This is a genomic window from Pseudofrankia sp. EUN1h, assembly GCF_001854645.1.
GTDB classification, from domain to species: Bacteria; Actinomycetota; Actinomycetes; order Frankiales; family Frankiaceae; genus Pseudofrankia; species Pseudofrankia saprophytica.
Genome location: NZ_MBLN01000014.1, coordinates 296101 through 315109 on the forward strand (window position 1 = coordinate 296101; position 19009 = coordinate 315109).

Consider the following 19009-nt stretch of genomic DNA (forward strand, 5'->3'; position numbering starts at 1 on the left):
GGAGAGAGGTTCGGCTATGACCGCCATCGAGTCCCTGCTCACGGCCCTCACCTCCGGTGAGGTCACGATCGTCGACCTGACCGCCCCGCTCTCGCCCGAGACACCGATCCTGAGGCTGCCGGCGCCGTTCGCGAACACGATCCCGCTGTCGCTGGAAAAGATCAGCGACTTCGACGAGGCCGGTCCGTTCTGGGGCTGGAACAACATCCACACCGGCGAGCACACCGGCACGCACCTGGACGCTCCGGTGCACTGGGCGTCGGGCCGGGACGGCCTCTCGGTCGACCAGATCCCGCCGGCGCGCCTCGTCGGCCCAGCGGTCGTCCTCGACTTCACCGCCGAGGCGGCCGCGAATCCTGACTTCCTGCTGGAGCCCGCACATCTGGATGCCTGGGTGGCCGCGAACGGCCCGCTGCCCGATGGCGCCTGGCTGCTGTTCCGGACCGGCTGGTCGAGGTACTCGACGGACGCGGCCGCGTTCCTCAACGCTGACGACAGCGGCCCGCACACGCCCGGCGTCTCGGCCGCCGGCGCCGAGTGGCTGGCGAGATCACCGATCTCCGGCTTCGGTGTCGAGACCGTCGGCATCGACGCCGGTTGCGCCGGCACCCTGGACCCGGTCTTCCCGGTTCACTACCACCTGCTGGGCGCCAACAAGTTCGGCCTCACCCAGCTCCAGAACCTCGACAAGCTCCCCACCACCGGCGCACTGCTGGTCGTCGCCCCGCTCCCGATCGTCGGCGGCACCGGTTCCCCGGCCCGCGCCTACGCCCTCGTCCCGGCGTGACTTGCTCGCCAGAAAGGAAGGAGCCCGGGAGCGGTACTCCCAGGCTCACCATCCCGATGCCCGATCCGCGAAGGTGGTACTGTTCGAGCCATCAGCGTCTAACCCGTCAGGGGCCGACCCGCCAATAGAGCATGGTCGTGGCGTAGCACCTTGTGGCACTCGGGGTAACGCGTGACTGTGGTTGAGTTCGTTCCACACGAGATCACGCCGCGGGAGCTTCGCAACGACTCCGGCGGGATCCTGCGCGCCGTCGAGCGGGGCGAGACCTTTGTCGTCACGCGAGACGGCAGCCCGATCGCCGAGCTGATCCCCCTTCCGCGCCGGACGTTCGTACCGACGACGCAGGTGTTAGCCATGTTCGCGAACGAGCCCCCCATGGACGCCGATCGTCTCTGCGCGGACCTGGACGCCGTTGTCGATCACGCTGACGGCGCGGACTGTCAGGAGCTGGTGTCGCGGTAGGTCCGCAACTCGGTCAGCTGACCCTTCTCGACCCGGAACAGCCAGATCAGGCGCGTCCCGCGGGCGGCGCCGACGGCCGCGACCAGGTCGCGGTCCCCGAGAACGGAGTCGATGGTGAAGCACAGGTCCGGTCGGGCGGCACGGATCTGCTCGATGGCGCGCGCCACCTCCTCCGGCCCCCGCACCTCAGGATGCGCGTGGTCCACCCAGTCCACGGCGATGATCTCGCTGGCGATCGACGTGTCGCCGGAGTTCCACATCTCGAAGTAGTGCTCGACAAGCCATCGGCCGGAGCCGGCCTCGTCGCTGCCCACAGGCCCAACCACCCTCCATGTCGGCGGGGCCCGGCCACCGGGGCCGCCCGCCCCGGCACGCCGTCTGCCCGATGATCCGCCGAGCCGTTCCCGACAAGGACAGAGGCCCGGGAGTGGCTCCCGGGCCCCCGTCGGACGGCCGTGCGTGGCTGGATCGTCAGATCAACGAGCGCAGGACGTAGGGGAGGATGCCGCCGTGGCGGTAGTAGTCCGCCTCGCCGGGGGTGTCGATGCGGACGACGGCCTCGAAGGACTTGTCGCCGGCCTGGACGGTCAGGGTCGTGGTCTTCTCGCTGATCTCGGCGAGGCCGGTGACGGTGAAGACCTCCTCGCCGGTCAGGCCCAGGGACGCGGCCGAGTCGCCGGGCTGGAACTGCAGCGGCAGCACGCCCATGCCGATGAGGTTCGAGCGGTGGATCCGCTCGTAGCTCTCGGCGATGACGACCCGGACGCCCAGCAGCGCGGTGCCCTTGGCCGCCCAGTCACGCGACGAGCCGGAGCCGTACTCCTTGCCGGCCAGCACGACCAGCGGCACGCCCTCGGCGGCGTACTTCTGCGCCGCGTCGTAGATCGCCAGCTGCTCGCCGTCCGGCAGGTGGCGGGTGACGCCGCCCTCGGTGCCGGGGGCGAGCAGGTTGCGCAGCCGGATGTTGGCGAACGTGCCGCGGATCATGACCTCGTGGTTGCCGCGGCGCGAGCCGTAGGAGTTGAAGTCGCCGGCGGCGACGCCGTGCTCGGTCAGGTAACGACCGGCGGGCGAGTCCTTCTTGATGTTGCCGGCGGGCGAGATGTGGTCGGTGGTGACCGAGTCACCCAGCACCGCGAGCACCCGGGCGCCGACGATGTCGGTCCGCGGGGACGGGTTCCGGTCCATGCCCTCGAAATACGGAGGGTGGCGGACGTAGGTGGAGTCGGGCGCCCAGCCGAACGTCTGGGAAACCTCACCGCCGTCGCCGACCGGTAGAGACTGCCACCGCTCGTCGCCGGACAGGTCGGCGTAGTCCCGCTCGAACATGTCCGACGTGATCGCCTCGGCGACGACCGCGGCGACCTCGGCCTCGGTCGGCCAGATGTCGCGCAGGTAGACCGGGTTGCCCTCGGGGTCGGTGCCCAGCGGGTCGTTGTTCAGGTCGACGTCCATCGTGCCGGCCAGCGCGTAGGCGACGACCAGCGGCGGGGACGCCAGGTAGTTCATCTTGATGTCCGGGTTGATCCGGCCCTCGAAGTTCCGGTTGCCGGACAGGACCGACACGACCGCGAGGTCGCCCTCGTTGATCCCGGCGCTGATCTCGTCCTGCAACGGGCCGGAGTTGCCGATGCAGGTGGTGCAGCCGTAGCCGACCAGGTTGAAGCCGACCTTGTCCAGGTACGGCACGAGCCCGGCCCGCTCGTAGTAGTCCATGACGACCTTGGACCCAGGGGCGAGCGTCGTCTTGACCCACGGCTTGCGGGTCAGGCCCTTCTCGACGGCGTTGCGGGCGAGCAGCGCAGCGCCGATCATGACCTGCGGGTTCGAGGTGTTGGTGCAGGACGTGATCGCCGCGATCGCGACCGCGCCGTGGTCGATCGTGAACGACGTGCCGTCGGCCAGGGTCACCGCGGTCGGGTTCGACGGCCGGCCGTCGAGGTCGCCGCTGATCCCGTTCGACGAGGCGGGGGCGTCGCCCGGCTTGTCGCCGATCGCGGACGGGACGTCGGAGGCCGGGAACGACTCGTCGTCGGCCTCGTCGGCGCCGCCGGGGGCGAGCGCGACGGTCTTCGCGTAGTCGGCGAGCGCCGCGCGGAACTTCGGCTTCGCGGTGGCCAGCGGCACCCGGTCCTGCGGGCGCTTCGGGCCGGCGAGCGACGGCTCGACCGTCGAGAGGTCCAGCTCGAGCGTGGTCGTGTAGCTGGCCTCGTGCGACGGGTCGTGCCAGAGGCCCTGCTCCTTGGCGTACGCCTCGACGAGCGCGATGAGCTCGGCCGGGCGGCCCGAGAGCTTCAGGTAGTTCAGCGTCTCCTGGTCGACCGGGAAGATCGCGCAGGTGGAGCCGTACTCGGGGCTCATGTTGCCGATCGTGGCCCGGTTGGCCAGCGGCACCGACGTCACGCCCTCGCCGTAGAACTCGACGAACCGGCCGACGACGCCGTGCTTGCGCAGCTTCTCGGTGATGACCAGCACCATGTCGGTGGCGGTGGTGCCGGCGGGCAGCTCGCCGGTCAGCTTGAAGCCGACGACGGTCGGGATGAGCATGCTGACCGGCTGGCCGAGCATGGCGGCCTCGGCCTCGATGCCGCCGACGCCCCAGCCCAGCACACCCAGACCGTTGATCATGGTGGTGTGGCTGTCGGTGCCGACGAGGGTGTCCGGGTAGGCCAGCGTGCCCTCGGGCGTCTCCTTGGTGAAGACGACCCGGGCGAGGTGCTCCAGGTTGACCTGGTGGACGATGCCGGTGTTCGGCGGCACGACGGTGAAGTTGTCGAACGCGGCCTGGCCCCAGCGCAGGAACTGGTAGCGCTCCCGGTTCCGGTTGAACTCCAGCGACGCGTTCAGGTCGAACGCGTCGGGGCGGCCGAAGTGGTCGGCGATGATCGAGTGGTCGATGACCAGCTCCGCCGGGGCCAGCGGGTTGATCTTCGCGGGGTCGCCGCCGAGGGCCACCATCGCCTCGCGCATGGCGGCCAGGTCGACGACACACGGCACGCCGGTGAAGTCCTGCATGATCACCCGGGCGGGGGTGAACTGGATCTCCTGGCTCGGCTCGGCGCTCGGGTCCCAGCTCGCCAGTGCCCGTACATGGTCGGCGGTGATGTTCGCGCCGTCCTCGGTGCGCAGCAGGTTCTCCAGCAACACCCGCAGGCTGTAGGGCAGGCGGTCAGCACCGGGCACCGCGTCCAGCCGTCTGATCGTGTAGGTGCGCTCCCCCACCACGAGCTGTCCGGTGCTGCCGAAGCTGTCCATGTCCGTCGTCTCCTCCATGTCACGCGGAACCACGCTGTCGCGCCGACCACGCTGCGTTCCATGAACCTTCCATGAACCGAGCGCACCGCGCGCCATCCGGCCCACGCCCTGGCCGCGGTCGCGGCCGGGCACTGGCCGGTGGCATCGTTGCCCATCCTGGCATTCCCCGCTTCGCCGGCGTCAGCGCAGCGGGCCCGGTGACGGTCGCATCGCCATCAAGTTACTTAGCTTTGCTAAGTATACAGCCTAGGTAGGGCAAACGGTACGGGCCGGACGCACCGGTCTTGCCCGCCGCGGCAGTCGAGCCGACTGTGAGCCCGGCCCCACCCACCAGGGACCGCCGGCCACCGCCCGCAGAAGGTCAGCCGGGCTCGCCCGCGAGGGTGGGGCGCTGCGCGCAGAACGGCGACCGACGCAGCCGGCGCAGCGCCGCCCACCGTTCGTCCGGGGTGGGTGGCACGGACAGTGACCCTGCCGCGGCACGCGCCCAGGTCATCGCCGGCCTGTCTGGAGCCAGCAGGGTCACGCCCGGGAGCACGGCGGCGACCGCGCGCAGCGCCGGCAGGTCGGTCGCGAGCACCGGCGTGCCGGCCGCACATCCGGCCAGCACCACCGGTACCAGGTCGGGCGCGTCACCGACACCGCTCTCTGCGCCGGCACGTCCCTCGCCGCCAGCACGTCCCTCGCCGCCAGCACGTCCCTCGCCGCCAGCGGCCGCCGGCACGACCAGCAGCGCGGCCTCCACCAGCAACCGGGCCACCTCGTGCGGCGCGCGCTCGCCCGGCAGGTCGAGCGCGCCGACGACACCGCTCACCGTCGCGCGGGTCAGCAGCCGACCGCGCTGCGCGGGCGGGATCGGCCCCACCAGCCGCAGCCGCGCGGGCACGCCGTCGCGGCGCAGCGCCGCGAGCAGGTCCACGGACCTGGCCCGGCCTGGCTCGTCCACGGCGTCGCCCAGGTGCAGCATCGTCCACGCCGCCTCCTCGGCCCCGGTCCGGCCGGGCCGCCCGCGCGCGGCGATCGCGATGCCGAACAGGGCGAGGTCGACGGACGACGCTGCGGGCGGCTGAGCACCGCCGAGCGCGTCGGCGGCGTTCACCGCGACCTCATCGACGAGACCATCGCGACGGCATCCAGCCTTCCGACACCCTTCATGCGCGAAGTGTGACGCACCAACCACACACAGCACGTGAGCCACCCGTGTCGCGCCCGGACAGGCGCGCCCTCTACGACAGCAGCCCGCCCGACAGCAGCCCGCCCGGCAGCGGCCCGCCCGGCAGCGGCCCGCCCGGCAGCGGCAGCGGCCCAGGTCTCGTCTACGGGTGCTCGCGGACGGCGGCGACCTCGACCGGTGGGCGGACCGCGCCGGCGGCCTCGACGGCCACCCGCTGGGCCGGGATGGCCACCGGCGCCACCGGCGCCACCGCCGTCGTGGCGGCCCGGCGATCCGCGACCCGGCGGGGTGCCCCGAGGTAGCGGACGACGACGAAGCCGATCGCGAGATCCGCGCAGATCCGTGCCGGCGCTGCCGCCCCCGCGGCGGTCGCCACGCCCAACGCGGCGCAGATCGACGCGAGCAGGCAGGTGTAGCCGGTGACGGCCGTGTGCGACCAGCCGCCGGTGGCCAGCCGCTGGTAGGCGTGCTCGCGGTGCGGCAGGTACCACCGCTCGCCGCCGCGGATCCGGCGCGCCAGCGTCGTCGCCGTGTCGGCCAGGTAGAGCACGACCGGCGCCACGACCGCTTCGACGCCGACCCCGGACAGCGCCGCCTGCAGCGCCAGTGCCGCGATCGCCCCGCCGAGCGCGTAGCTGCCGACGTCACCGAGGAAGACCAGCGCACGGGGCAGGTTGAACGGCGCGAAGCCGATCGCCGCACCCGCGACCACCACGCCGCCGGCGACCAGGGGCGGGTTGTGGTGCACCGTGCCGACCAGCGCGTAGCCAACCCCGGCGACCGTCGCCTGGGCGGCCGAGATGCCGTTGACCCCGTCCATGAAGTTGAAGGCGTTGACGAACCCCGTCACCCACAGCGGCCCCACGACGGCGGCCGCGACGAGCAGCGCCGTCCCCGGCCCGTCGCCGACGAGGGTGACGGACAGCACGGTCGTCGCCGTGACCGCCGCCGCGCCGACCCCCTGCAGCGCGAGCCGGCGAAGTGGCGAGATCCCACCGATGTCGCTGGCCACGTCCTCGGCAAGGCCGATCAGGCCGAACAGCGTGATCGCCAGCGTCATCGGCAGCAGGTCGGGCGCACTCGCCCGGCCGCTGGTGAGAACCGTGGCCAGCACGCCGGCGAACATCCCGAGCACGACCGCCGCCCCACCGCCCCGCGGCGTTGGCACCGTGTGCAGCGAGCGCTCACCCGCGACGTCCAGCACCGACAGGCGCCGCATGCAGGCGATGACGAGCGGCGTCGCGGCCAGGGTGACGACGCAGGCCGCGGATCCGGCACCGACCATGTGTTCCTCCGGCGGGGAAGCAGGACGGGATGGGCCGAGCCCAGGACCAAACTTCGTGACTCACTGTAATGCTCTACCTACTCGATGCCGGTAAGCGGCGCCGAGTGTCCCCGGGAACCCGTAACCCACTGTGATCGATCCCGGGCGGATCCGGCCGTCAACCGATCCGGACCGTCAACGGATCCGGAGGTCGTCGACCTCGATGTCCTCGCTCCAGCCGCGGCTCAGCTCGGCGTAGTCCGGGTCCGCCTCAACCTCGTGGGCCACGCGGGCGGGCGGAACCGTGGACCAGAAGACGCGCCTGGGCTCCGCTCCGGCGGGCTCGGGCCACACCCGAGTCGCCGCGCGGTGCGTCGGTGGCCGCGCCACCCCACCGGACGCCGGCACAGGCGACATGGCCGCGGAATGGGCTGACGCGGGCGCCATGGCCCACCGTTCGGGCCCGTCCGACGGGACCCCCGCCGCGGCCGGGAACGGAGCCGGAGCTGCTGGGAGGGTGCCAAGGACCGCGGCGAAAACCGCCCTGGTGTGCTCCGCCGGCTCGGTGGCCATCCTGGCCCACTCCGCGGCGCGCCGGCGCATCCGCGCGAGCCTCGCCCGGTCGGCCAGCAGGTCGGTCAGCACCGCGGCGAGCGCCGCCGGCGACTCGTCACCCGGCGTGACGCCCGTCGCCCCGTCGACGTAGGCGTCGCGGGCGTCGCCGCGCACCGGGCCGACGACCGGGCAGCCAGCCAGCTGCGCCTCGGTTAGCACCCGGGCGTGGTCCGCGCCGCCGCGGCCCGGTCGGGCACCCGTGCACAGCACGAACAGGTCAGCCCCCGCGTACAGGGCGGCCAGCCGCGAATCGTCCGGTGACTCGAGGAGTTCGGCGTCGCCCGCCGCCGCGACCGCCGCCCGAGCCGCTTCCGGTGCGCGCCCCCGCACCGCGACCACCAGCCGGACCGTCCCGACCGCCTGGCGCACCACGCGCAGCGCGGCAAGCAGCGTCGGCAGGCCGTCGCCGGCCCCATGGGCGCCCCCAGCGCCGCCAGCCGCATCGGCGGCATCGGCGGCATCGGCGTCCGTGCTGTCCACGGCGAACGGCAGGACCGTCAGCAGGGTCGGCGTGCGCGGCGCGGCGCTGTCCCGGCTCGTTCGGGCACCCGCGGCCAGGAGAGCCGACCGCCAGGCCGACGTGACGCCCGGCCGCAGCACCGGGACGGCGCCGAGGCTTGCCAGCGCGCCGGCGCTGTACGAGCCGGTCGTCAACGGGAACAGCGCCCGGCGGTGGGCCAACAGCGCGCGGCCGAACCACCGCGCCCGGATACCGTCGGCGTCGCACACCATCACCGGGCCGCGCCTGGCCCGCCCGACCACGACGGCGGCCGCCGCGACCGGGATGAGGCCGGGCCCGCCAGTGAGGACAGCGTCCAGCGGTGCCAGCCGCGCCGCGACGCGCAGGGCCGAGGCGGCGAAGCGCTGCCTGGCCCATGGGTCGTGCGGGCGCGCCGGGCTGTGCAGGTCGACCCGGTGGACCAGGGCGCCGCCCGCGCGCAGCCGCTCCTCGACAGCGGCCAGGTAACGCTCGACGCCGCCGCCCAGCCCCACCGACGGGGCCAGCAGCAGCACGCGCGGGTCACTGGGCCCAGTCTCGGCCCCGATATCGAGACGATGCGTGGAGAACACGGGCGGTGACTCTATGTGACCATCCCGGTCGAGCGGCGCTCGTCGCCCTCGGCGTGCCGGCAGTTCACCCGCTCACCCGCGACAGCCCCGGTCTCCCGGCCCAACACTTGCCCGATCGATGTGCGCTGGACCACAATACCCCAGAATCGTATCATGTATACATACTGCGATCTTTGACCGGGAGTAATCGCTGGTCAGGCGTGATCGCTGGTCGAAGATGGTCGAGGATGGGAGAGCGCGATGCTCCGGTGGCCCGACGGTGACCTCCTGCCCCCGCCGCTGCGGGACCGGCTGATGGGCCCCGACGCGCCCTTCGAGCTGGCGCGGGAACAGGTGCGCGGCGTCGAGATGACCGTCTTCGCCCGTCGCCCGCCGCATCTGCCCGCGATACTGGCGTCCGCCTGCCAGCGTTTTCCCGACCGGCCCTACCTCGTCTTCGTCGATGCGTCCGGCGCCGCGACCACGCTGACGTTCGCCGAGACCGCCGCGCGCGCCGTGCGGGTCGCGGGCGTGCTGCGCGACAAGTTCGGGGTGAGGAAGGGCGACCGGGTTGGCTTCGTCGCCGCGAACTGCGCCGAGTACGCCGTCAGCATGTGGGCCGCGCTCTCCCTGGGCGCGATCGCCGTCGGGTTCAACGGCTGGTGGACGGGCCCGGAGCTGGCGCACGGCCTGCGGCTGACCACGCCGACCGTGGTCTTCGGCGACGAGCGCCGCCTCGCCCGCCTCGACGGGATCCCCGAGGCCGCGGGCCAGCCCGTCCTCACCTTCGCCGAGCTGTTCGCCACGCTCCCCCCGCCCATCCACGCCGTCGGCAGCGACGCCGGCGGCGCCGATGCCGACGGCGCCGCTGGCGGTGGCGCCGGTGTGGCGGCCGCGGCCCTGCTCGCGCTGTGCCCCGACCTGGACGAGGACGACCCGGTCACGATCCTGTTCACCAGCGGCACCACCGGCCGCCCGAAGGGCGCTCTGCTCCCCCACCGAGCGCTGGTCAACTTCAGTCCCGACGCCGCCCTGCGCGGCGCCGCCGCCGGGCTGCTCGACCAGCTGGCCCAGGCGTCCCCCGCGTCCCAGGGCTCCCCCGCGCCGGCACCCGCCGCGCCCCCACCGCCGGTGTCGATCCTCGCCGGCCCGTTCTTCCACATCTCCGGCATCGGCCCGCTGCTCAGCCACGCCCCGTACAACGGCATGACCCTGGTCTTCGCCCCGCCCGGGAAATGGGACCCGACCGTCCACCTCGACCTGACCACGCGTCACGGCGTCACCAACTGGTCCGGCGTGCCGACCCAGTTCCTGCGCCTGCTCGAGCACCCGCGCCTGGGCGACTACGACCTGTCCAGCCTGCGCGGCCTCGGCGGCGGCGGCGCGGCCCTCCCGCCCGAGGTCGTCCGGCTGATCGAGCGCGTACTGCCCGGCCGCACCCTCGGCGGCGGCTACGGCATGACGGAGACCGCCGGCATCGGCGCGACCACGGGCGGGCGCAGGCTGCGCGACGCGCCCAGCTCACTCGGGGTGGCGACGCCGACCTCCGAGATCAAGGTCGTCGGCCCGGACGGCGCCGAGCTGCCCGACGGCGAGGTCGGCGAGATCTGCGTCCGCTGCCCGAGCGTCTTCCTCGGCTACTGGGAGAACGAGGAGGCGACGGCCGCCGTCCTCGGCACCGACGGCTGGTACCGCACCGGCGACTTCGGCCGCGTCGACGGCGGCCTGCTCTACATGGAGAGCCGCCTCCGCGACATGATCATCCGCGGCGGCGAGAACATCTACCCGATCGAGATCGAGAACCGGCTCGTCGAGCACCCCGCCCTGGCCGACGCCGCCGTCATCGGCGTCGAGCACCGCGAGCTCGGCCAGGAGGTGATGGCGGTCGTCGTGCGCCGCGAAGGCGCCGATGTCACCGCCGAGGACGTCCAGGCCTGGGTCGCCGCCGCGCTCGCCCGCTTCAAGGTCCCGGCCCACGTCCGCTTCGCCACCGAGCTCCCCTACAACGCCACCGGCAAGCTCCTGAAGCGCGAGCTCGAGAAGCTCTACGCCACCCCAGCCAGATAATCCGACCAATACCGCGCCGACCAACACCACGGTCGCCACGGTGATCCCGTTGACGCGACAGGTCGCTGTTTCCGCCCTCGGGCGGTCGCGGAACGACGGCGGTTACGACCACCCGAGAGCGGAAACGGCGATCATGCCCGCGGCGGGACGGACCGACCTCGCCGACCACGCGGTGGGACTCGGTGGGACTCGGTCAGCCTCCGCAGCCGCCACCGCATCCACCGCCTCCACAGCCGCCCCCGCCGCCACAGCCGCCCCCGCCGCCGCAGCCGCCGCCGTCACCGCTGCTGCCGCCGCCGCTGGCGGACGGCTGTGGGAAGCCGAGCTGCTGGGCGAGGTCGCGGTCGGCCGCCCAGATGGCGGCGGCGCCAAAGAGGGCGTATGCGTACGCGCGCTGGCCGGGGAGGCTGCCGGTGCGCAGTGGCGTCGAGCCACGGCGGGCGGCGGCGAGGACGCCGCGGCCGCGGCTGGTGAGGACCTCGAACCTCGTGCGCAGCACGGCGACGACGGCGATGACGACGGTGAAGATCAGCTCCACGACGAGGAAGCCGACCGGGTGGTGGCGGGCGGTGCCGGCGACCAGCCGGGTGAAGCCCACGAGGAGGAACGCCGTCGGCCACCAGGCGAGCTGGCGGTGCATCCGCGCCCGGGCGGGGGTGGCGACCAGTCCGAGGCCGACGAGCCGGCGGCGCAGCTCGCCGGCCGCCGGGCCGCGCGCGACCACCGAGGCCAGCATCGACATCCGCGGGCCGAACGCCGCGCCGGTCCCATCCCGGACCGCCCGCTGGAACGGGGTCAGCGCGCCCGGCATGGGAGCGCCAGCCGGTACGAGTTGGCCCRCCCTCGTCCCTGAGGCCACGAGCCCCTGCTCCCGCAGCGCGACGACGGTGGCCTCCACGGCGCGCCGGGTGCCGCCGGCGAGGAAGGCGAGCTCCTCGGGCGCGAGGCCCGCGTTCGCGCCGCCGGCCGACCAGGTGGGCGAACCGTCTGCCGGGGCGCGCAGCCGCCATCGAACCAGCATGACCACGGTGGCGACCAGCCCCAGCGCGAGCAGGTAGCCGGCCCCGAAGGCCGGTCCGCTGATGCCCCAGGTAGGGCTGTCAGCCGCGGGCGCCTCGCCCGCCGCCAGGCCCACCGGCCCGGCCAGAAGATTCGTCGGCATAGAGAGAGCGTCACCGATGCTCGATGACGTCTCCAGATGTTCGACGGGCCGACTGCCGTCGTCTCCGCGACACCAGGGCGCCCAGCCCAGAGCCGAGTCGGCCGACTTCAACCCCTGGACTACTCGCATCGCCACCGTGGCCAGGCATCGGCGCGGCCACCAGGGCCGACGATGCCTGGCCACCCCGTCCCGGTTCGCTGGTGGAACGAGACCGGTTGATCACCACCTACGTGTTGCCGTCGTCGCGGATTCGGCCAGATCGCGAGCGCGACGACACGTTCGTGGCGATCACCGGCCAGGGGGGGCCGGCCGCCTCGGTGCCAGGCCGGCGGCGGGGCGGCCGGGCGGCGGGGCGGCGTACATGGCGGGGACCGGGCGGGGCAGGCCGAGCTGGCCGTTCCTGGTCGTCGACTGGACCGGGACCAGCGGCGACACCGCGAGGCCGGTCGCCCAGGCCACGGCCAGGCCCCGGGGCGGGATCCGCGCCTCGGACCGCGCGTGCGCCGACGGCTGCTCGCGCGTGTCGTCCTGGCCAGCGGCGGCCAGCCCCGGTGCCGGTGCCGATGCCTGGCCGGACCCCTGGCTGTCCCGGCTGGGGGACGCGCCGGCGGTCTGGCTCTGCCGGGATACCCGCTGTGCCCAGTCCCCGAGCCACGCGACGACCCGGCCGCCGGCCAGCGGGGGCGAGATGAAGTATCCCTGCACCTCGTCGCAGCGCCAGCTTGCCAGGGCCAGCCATGCGGCCTTCGTCTCCACGCCTTCGGCGACGATCCGCAGGTCCAGGGCGTGCGCCAGCGACACGGTCGAGCGGACGATCTCGGCGGCGGACGGGTCCCGGTGCATGTCCCGCAGGAACATCTGGTCCAGCTTGACCTCGTCGGCCGGCAGCTCCCGCAGGTAGGCGAGCGAACAGAAGCCGGTGCCGTAGTCGTCGAGGCTGACGCGCACGCCGAGCCCGCGCAGGTCGGCGAGCGTGCGCCCGGCCTGCTCTCTGGCGGTGATGACCGCCTCCTCGGTGACCTCGACGACGAGGGCGCGCGGCGCGAGCTCGTGGCGGCGCAGCGCGTCGCTGACCAGCTCGACGAAGCCCGCGTCCCCGATCATCGACGGCGGGACGTTCACGGAGACCGACAGCGCCGCGCCGGCCGCGTGCCAGGAGGCGCAGTCGGCGAGGGCGAGGTCCAGCACCCGGCGGGTGAGCTGCGGCATCAGGCCGGCCTGCTCCATCTCGGGCAGGAAGACGGCGGGGCCGCGCAGGCCCTCGCGCGGGTGCTGCCAGCGCACCAGCGCCTCCAGCCCGGTGACCCGGCCGGTGCGCGGGTCTGCCTTCGGCTGGTAGCGCAGCTCGATCTGGTTCTGCTCGAGGGCGCCACGCAGCTCGGCGCGCAGCCGCAGCCTCGCCCGGCCGGGCGACGTGGGCGCGTGCCGGCCGCGCTGGTAGGTGCGCTGGCCGACGCGGGTCAGCTTCGCCTCGTACATCGCCGCCTCGGCGTGACGCAGCAGCTCGGCGGCGCTGCGGCCGTGCGCCGGGGCGTAGGCGATCCCGACGCTGACCTCGGTCTGCACCGGTATGTCGGCGAGCAGCACGGGGGTGCGCAGCGCGTCGCGCAGCCGGCTGGCGAGAAGTTCCGCCCGTCCGGGTCCGGCGTCGCGCAGCAGCACGGCGAACTCGTCGCCGCCGATCCGCGCGGCCAGGTCCGAGGGATGGATCAGGACGCGCAGCCGGTGGGCGACGACGGCGAGCAGCCGGTCGCCGCTCTCGTGGCCGAGAACACCGTTGATCTCCCGGAACCGGTCGATGTCGACGAGGACGAGCGCCGCCGGGGCGGCCTCCCGCACCCGGTGCTCGCCACCGCCGACGACCCGGGTCGCGGCGTCGAGGAAGGCCCGCCGGCCGACCAGGCCCGTCAGCTCGTCACGGCCGCGGAACCGGCGCAGCACCGGCTTCACCCGCGTCGTCAGCAGGCACAGCGAGGTGGCCACCAGCACCGAGGTGAGGAACCCGGCGCGGCCCGTCCAGCCGCCCCCGAACGCGCCGCGGCTCGCCAGCAGCGCGAGGCCGACCAGGACGGTGACGAGCAGGCCCACGACCAGCGCGATCAGCGGCCCGGTCGGACCGGGCGAGACCGGGCTCGCCAGGGCCACCGGCCGGCTGGACGGCACCGCGAATGCCGTGACACCGCCGCCGCCCGCTCCCGTACCGACACCGGGTCCCGTACCGGCACCCGCTGCCTGGCGGTCGCCAGCGCCGAGGCCGGCGGTTGGCCGTCCGCCGCGCGGACCGGCGCCGCGGCGGTGGACCACGCGGCGCCAGCCCGCGAGCGCCGTCCGGGGAAGCACGGGGAACCTGGCCGCGAGCCCCGAGGCGACCAACCCGCTGGCGTTCGCCCCGACCGGGCTCACCAGCGCGCGGCCCACCGGGGTCGGCGGGACACCCGGCATCCTCCGGGCCATCGGCGTCGTGGGGCTGTCCCCGCCCACCGCCAGCTCCTGCACGGCAGCCGCGAGATCTCGCATCCCAGCGCCCACGTCCCGCGCGGCCGCCACCGCCGCCGCGGCGGGCTGGGCTCCGGCGGCCGGCTCGGCCGCCACCGGAGCGGGCGCCGCCAGGTCGTCGACCGGTCGCTTACCGGGCCTCCCCACCGTCCCGGCCCGGGGCTCCCCCCGCGTCGCACCGCCGCCCGCGCCCGTCGTGGCCGCTGTGTCCTCGGTCTGTTCGGCTGGCCGCGGTCGAGCCGTGGCCAGGCCTCCATCCGTCCCGGCCGCGGTCCGCGCTGCGGTCCCGGCCGCCGTCATGATCGGGCCACGGGAATGTCACGTGGCACCGGAGTCCGGCTTCGCCCCTGCATCGGTCCCCCATTGGTGATGCCTACTTGCCTGAGCGCCCGCAATGCCGCCTCCCACGGCCTTTCCGGACGCCTGCGACGAACGCCGTGCCCCGGCACCGCGGCCGCCTTCACCACGGTTGTCGCATTCGGCCGCACAGCGTGCTGGCCCCTGTCCCGGGGCCACTGGCGGACCGGCTGGCGCGACGTAGGCAAGCCCTCCCGAGTTCGGGCGGTTCATGCCGTGCCGTGCCGTCCGACCACACCGCGCATGGCTCGGGAGGTTATCCGAATCCCGGCGAATTCTGGATGGGCACTTGTGGGACCGACTGCGCGCCATCACGCCCGCGGGGACGCCTCGGTCCCGGATTCTCGCTGGTGAGCATGGCAAAACCGCAGGCCACCTCTGCCGAGTGCCACGACGTTGCCTCTTTCGCCCTTCGTCGGCCACGCGCGGGCTCCGGTATCAGGGGTGCCCGTAAGGCCCGTCGATCCGGGTATGTCGACCCAAGCCAGGAGACCCACGTCGCCTGACGATCACGTGAGGCGACGACACTCCCGGAATATTCACCGCTTGTCGCCTCTCAGCGCCTTATGGTGACATCGTTGAGGGGTACCCAGGGCTCGATCGCCGGGAAGACCACGAAGAGCAGCAGCGTCACGACGCCGGCCGCCAGCAGCAGTGCCAGCAGCACCCGCACCGGAATCGGCCCCGGCAGATGGCGGTAGATCCAGCCGTACACGAGTCAGGCCTCCCCTGAAGCGAACGGCACCCCGGCGCCCGGCGCCTTCATAACGGTTCTGTCGAGCGAGGCGAAGACGATGAGCCTGCTTTTTGCCGAGTACTTGGGGTGACAGGTCGTCATCGTCAGAACGGCCGCCGTGGGTGTGGCCCCGGGGTGTTCCGGGACCGGGGCGGTCACGTCGATCCGGTCGGGTGCGACAACCTCCGACCTGGTCATTCGATAGACGTAGTAACGGTCAGAGACCTCCACTACCACCGGATCGCCGGTGCGCAGCTCATCCAACCGGTTGAACGGTTTCCCATAGGTGGTCCGGTGACCTGATACAACAAAGTTGCCCGTTTCCCCTGGCATCGCCGTTCCGGGATAATGCCCGGGCCCTTCCTCCAGCTGGGCCTCGCCGACTCCCTCGACGACGACGGGCGCGTAGTCGTCGCCGAGGCGCGGAATGTGCAGCACCGCGAAGCCCTGACCGACGGCCGGTTTCGGCCGCGTCGCGGGCGGTGGCTGCGACGGCTTCGCGGGCGGTTTGGTGGCCGGCCCGTGCCAGGACGCGGTGAGCCGGTCGTGCAGCCTGCTCTGCGACCTCGCCTGGAACAGGTCGGTGATCCACAACTGGTAGGCCAGGAACAGCGCGACGAGCAGACCCAGGGTGATGAGGAGCTCTCCCACCGCGCGCACGGCCGCGGCGCCCACTCGTCCAAGCCGCGGCCGCGGCGGCTGGCCCGGCGGCGGGGCACTCGGCGGCGCCGCCGAGCCGCGGCCACCGTCTGAGCGGCCACCGTCTGGGCGGCCGTCGTCCGCGCGGCCGTCGGGCGGGCCGGCCTGGCGCGGCACCTGGCCGGCGGGGCCGTCGGCGACCTGGCGCTCCTCGCGGCCGCCGGCCACCAACCCGGCCCCGCGCCATGCCTCGTCCCGGTCCTGAGCCTGGTTCTGGGCTTCCCGAGCCTGGTCCTGGGCTCCCTGGGCCTGTTCCCGGGCCCGAGCCCGGGCCGCGCTGCCGGCGGGGACACCGGCCGGGTACTCGTCCACCGGGTCGCCGTCCGCCGCTCCCACCATGGGAGCACCTTAGGTTATTGAAACATCACTTTACGTGAACAGCATGCCCCCTCTCCGGTCCACGCGGCGTCCCGACACGGAGCGGATCCGCCCGTCACGCCCGCACCGGAACTACAATCGGCGATCACGAGATGACGTATTGTTCTCTGCCGCGTCGGACAAAGGATCCTTGCCCGTGCCGCACAGTCTCCGGCCAGTGTCGCCGGGATCATCGTTGCCCCCGGGATCAGGAGGGACCCCCGAGACGCCCCGCGTCCTGCTTCTCACCGCGCAGGCCGGACCGGGAGTCGACCGCTACGTCGCCGCCGTCGAGGAGGCGCTGCTCGCCGGCGGCGCCACGCTGACCAGGCTGGACCTGCCTTCGGCGGGCCTCGCCGACAGCATCGACCGGCCCGAGACGGCGGCGCGGCCCGCCGAACCGGAGCGCCGTGGCCTGCTGGCCCGGCGCGCCGACCTGCTCGCGAGGACGCCGTTCGGCGCGGGCGTCGGCCCGCAGCCGGGCACCGGCGCCCAGCTGGCGGCGCGGGTGGACGTCGCACGTCGGGCGGCCGGGGCCGCGCGCCGGTTCGGCCACCTCGACGCGCTCGTCGCCGGCCACCCGTCCCTGATCAAGACCGCCGCCGGGGCGGCATCGCTCGGCGGGGCGCGCCGGGTCCCGGTGCTCTGCTACGGGGCCGACATCTGGCGGATACCGCCTACCGACCGGGCGCTGCTCGCGCGTCACCCGCTGATCTATCCGGTGACGGTCAGCTCGTTCTGCGCGGGAGCGCTCGCCGGCACGCGGCTCGCCCGGCTGCTGCCGCCCGGGGTGCCGGCGCGCTGGCGCGCCGCGCTGCTGGCGGAGGGTGGCCGGCGCCGGCCACATCCCCCGGTACCGACGGTGCTGAGCGTCTTCCCGCTCGCCGCCTGGGCCGACAAGGGGCTGCCGACGCTGCTGGCCGCTCTGGAGGTGACGCGCGCCGAGCTCGGCCCGGTGCGCCTCGTGGTCGCGGGGCGGGGCCCCGCGCCGGGCGCGCTGCTCGAGCTGATGTCGGCGACGCCGGACGCCGAGCTGCACGAGTCCCCCGAGGACGAGACCCTGGCCCGGCTGTACGCGACCGCCGACCTGTACGCGCTGTGCACCAGGACGAGGACCGGCGGGACGCGCCCGTGCGGCGAGGGGTACGGCCTCACGCTGTTGGAGGCGCAGCTCGCCGGCTGCGCCGTCGTCGGCCCGGCGCACGGCGGCTCGCGCGACGCCTACCAGGAGGGCGTCACCGGCGTGACCCCCGTGGACGAGTCCCCGCGGGCGCTGGCCGACGTGCTCGTCGGCCTGCTGCGCGACCGTGCCCGGCTGACCAGGACCGGCCGGCGTGGCGCCGAGTGGGCCGAGCTGGTCACCCGCCCCGACGACCACCTGCGCGCGGTCTTCCAGACGCTGCTAGGCGGCCCGCCCACCGTGCCGCCCGGCCCGCCCGCCGCCGCAGCGGTCGCGGCGGCGGTCCAGAACGGGTCGGCGCCACCCGACCAGCGAACGGCTCCCGACCGTCCCAGGACCCTGCCCGCCGCCTCCCTCGCCTGGCCGCGCGACTAGGCCGGGCCAGGCAGGCAGGCCAAAGCCAGGTGGGCGGGGTCAGGGGCGGGCGGCGCGCAGCCGGGTGAGCAGGGCGTACTCGTCGAAGTAGAGGCGGTTCTCGACGACCCGGCCGGCGCGGACCCGGTAGACCTCGGCGATCCGCAGGCTGACCCGGGCGCCGGTCGGCTCGGCCCGCGCACCCCACGGGCTCACGTAGGCCCCCACGTGCGTGGCCGTGAGGGTGTACTCCTCGACGACCATGTCGTCCTGCTCGACCAGGAGGTGGGTCTCGGCCGCGAGGTCGGCGAAGGCCCCGAGGAAGGCGTCGACGTAGGCCGTCGCCGCGTCCCGGCCGCGCGCGACCACGCCGCCGGGGGCCTCGAGGACCAGCTCGTCGTCGAGCAGCTCGGCGAGCGCCGCCGCGTCGTCCGCCTCGAAGGCGGCCAGCACCCGCCGTACCGTCTCCAACGCCGCGCCCACGACCGCCCCGCGCCCTTCCCTCGCCGCGTCTGCCTCAGGCGTCGCGCCCGCCCGCGGCGGGCGCCCTGGTGCCGGTCTATTCGAGGTAGTCGCGCAGCTTCTGGGAACGCGACGGATGCCGCAGCTTCGAGAGAGTCTTCGACTCGATCTGCCGGATCCGCTCCCGCGTCACCCCGAACTCCCGACCGACCTCCTCCAACGTCCGAGGATGCCCATCCGTCAACCCGAACCGCAGCTGGATGACCTTCTTCTCCCGATCCGACAACGTGTGCAACACCGAATCCAGCTGCTCCTGCAACAACAGGAAACTCGCCGCATCCACCGGCACCACGGCATCGGTGTCCTCGATGAAGTCACCGAGGTGGGAGTCCTCCTCCTCACCGATCGGCGTCTCCAGCGACACCGGCTCCTGCGACACCTTCTGGATCTCCCGGACCTTGTCCGGGGTCAGGTCCATCTCCTTGSCGATCTCCTCCGGGGTGGGCTCACGGCCCAGGTCCTGCAGGAGCTG

General features: G+C 73.7%; 15 protein-coding genes. 4 read left to right on the forward strand and 11 right to left on the reverse strand.

All coding sequences use genetic code 11. The features are described 5' to 3' along the window. The first annotated feature begins 16 nt into the window (after positions 1 to 16). The gene (locus BCD49_RS06170) at positions 17 to 787 is read left to right on the forward strand and encodes a cyclase family protein (RefSeq protein WP_007516105.1); all 771 of its coding nucleotides are present in this window, start codon (positions 17 to 19) and stop codon (positions 785 to 787) included. Positions 788 to 958: 171 nt separating this feature from the next. Next, positions 959 to 1249, forward strand: coding sequence for a type II toxin-antitoxin system Phd/YefM family antitoxin (locus BCD49_RS06175; RefSeq protein ID WP_007516106.1), 291 nt, complete (start codon positions 959 to 961; stop codon positions 1247 to 1249). On the opposite strand, the gene BCD49_RS06180 is transcribed toward BCD49_RS06175, so the two are convergent. The 5 genes from BCD49_RS06180 to BCD49_RS06200 all read right to left on the reverse strand — a co-directional run bounded on the left by BCD49_RS06180 (position 1228) and on the right by BCD49_RS06200 (position 8571). After that, the gene (locus tag BCD49_RS06180; RefSeq protein ID WP_007516107.1) at positions 1228 to 1563 is read right to left on the reverse strand and encodes an ester cyclase; all 336 of its coding nucleotides are present in this window, start codon (positions 1561 to 1563) and stop codon (positions 1228 to 1230) included. The genes BCD49_RS06175 and BCD49_RS06180 overlap by 22 nt on opposite strands. A gap of 157 nt (positions 1564 to 1720) precedes the next feature. After that, positions 1721 to 4504: an aconitate hydratase gene (locus BCD49_RS06185; RefSeq protein ID WP_007516108.1), complete on the reverse strand. Its 2784-nt coding sequence runs from the start codon at positions 4502 to 4504 to the stop codon at positions 1721 to 1723. A 361-nt stretch (positions 4505 to 4865) separates the two neighbouring features. Then, positions 4866 to 5603 carry a hypothetical protein gene (locus tag BCD49_RS06190; RefSeq protein ID WP_007516109.1) on the reverse strand — a complete coding sequence of 246 codons (738 nt, stop codon included), beginning with the start codon at positions 5601 to 5603 and terminating at the stop codon, positions 4866 to 4868. Positions 5604 to 5820: 217 nt separating this feature from the next. Further along, positions 5821 to 6963, reverse strand: coding sequence for a glycosyl transferase (locus tag BCD49_RS06195; RefSeq protein ID WP_007516110.1), 1143 nt, complete (start codon positions 6961 to 6963; stop codon positions 5821 to 5823). Positions 6964 to 7137: 174 nt separating this feature from the next. Next, the gene (locus tag BCD49_RS06200) at positions 7138 to 8571 is read right to left on the reverse strand and encodes a glycosyltransferase (RefSeq protein WP_051466385.1); all 1434 of its coding nucleotides are present in this window, start codon (positions 8569 to 8571) and stop codon (positions 7138 to 7140) included. Positions 8572 to 8868: 297 nt separating this feature from the next. On the opposite strand from BCD49_RS06200, the gene BCD49_RS06205 reads away from it, so the two are divergent. Further along, positions 8869 to 10674 (forward strand): class I adenylate-forming enzyme family protein, encoded by a 1806-nt coding sequence (locus BCD49_RS06205; RefSeq protein ID WP_007516112.1) that lies wholly within the window; start codon positions 8869 to 8871, stop codon positions 10672 to 10674. A 193-nt stretch (positions 10675 to 10867) separates the two neighbouring features. Here the strand turns inward: BCD49_RS06205 and BCD49_RS06210 are convergent, their stop codons facing one another. From BCD49_RS06210 to BCD49_RS06220, 4 genes are all read right to left on the reverse strand, one after another. Beyond that, positions 10868 to 11836: a TIGR04222 domain-containing membrane protein gene (locus BCD49_RS06210; RefSeq protein ID WP_071041254.1), complete on the reverse strand. Its 969-nt coding sequence runs from the start codon at positions 11834 to 11836 to the stop codon at positions 10868 to 10870. 288 nt (positions 11837 to 12124) lie between these two features. Then, positions 12125 to 14479 carry a putative bifunctional diguanylate cyclase/phosphodiesterase gene (locus BCD49_RS06215; protein WP_232794173.1) on the reverse strand — a complete coding sequence of 785 codons (2355 nt, stop codon included), beginning with the start codon at positions 14477 to 14479 and terminating at the stop codon, positions 12125 to 12127. A gap of 766 nt (positions 14480 to 15245) precedes the next feature. Beyond that, positions 15246 to 15404, reverse strand: a complete 159-nt coding sequence (locus BCD49_RS43985; protein WP_007516115.1) for a hypothetical protein — start codon at positions 15402 to 15404, stop codon at positions 15246 to 15248. Between the two features lie 3 nt (positions 15405 to 15407). Next, complete coding sequence (locus tag BCD49_RS06220) at positions 15408 to 16463, reverse strand: class E sortase (protein ID WP_083401281.1); 1056 nt, start codon at positions 16461 to 16463, stop codon at positions 15408 to 15410. A gap of 214 nt (positions 16464 to 16677) precedes the next feature. Here BCD49_RS06220 and BCD49_RS06225 point away from each other — a divergent pair, with 214 nt between their 5' ends. Beyond that, positions 16678 to 18036 (forward strand): glycosyltransferase family 4 protein, encoded by a 1359-nt coding sequence (locus tag BCD49_RS06225; RefSeq protein WP_063630179.1) that lies wholly within the window; start codon positions 16678 to 16680, stop codon positions 18034 to 18036. A 39-nt stretch (positions 18037 to 18075) separates the two neighbouring features. Here BCD49_RS06225 and BCD49_RS06230 read toward each other — a convergent pair whose 3' ends face one another. After that, positions 18076 to 18498, reverse strand: coding sequence for an ester cyclase (locus BCD49_RS06230; protein WP_007520592.1), 423 nt, complete (start codon positions 18496 to 18498; stop codon positions 18076 to 18078). 76 nt (positions 18499 to 18574) lie between these two features. Next, a partial coding sequence (locus BCD49_RS06235) for a sigma-70 family RNA polymerase sigma factor (protein WP_116439371.1) occupies positions 18575 to 19009 on the reverse strand: 435 nt, incomplete at its 5' end.

Excerpts from the sequence above, each read along its gene's own strand:
- BCD49_RS06220 (WP_083401281.1), bottom strand. The coding sequence starts at position 16,463 with ATGGTGGGAGCGGCGGACGGCGACCCGGTGGACGAGTACCCGGCCGGT.
- BCD49_RS06205 (WP_007516112.1), top strand. The coding sequence starts at position 8,869 with ATGCTCCGGTGGCCCGACGGTGACCTCCTGCCCCCGCCGCTGCGGGAC.
- BCD49_RS06195 (WP_007516110.1), bottom strand. The coding sequence starts at position 6,963 with ATGGTCGGTGCCGGATCCGCGGCCTGCGTCGTCACCCTGGCCGCGACG.
- BCD49_RS06170 (WP_007516105.1), top strand. The coding sequence starts at position 17 with ATGACCGCCATCGAGTCCCTGCTCACGGCCCTCACCTCCGGTGAGGTC.
- BCD49_RS06185 (WP_007516108.1), bottom strand. The coding sequence starts at position 4,504 with ATGGACAGCTTCGGCAGCACCGGACAGCTCGTGGTGGGGGAGCGCACC.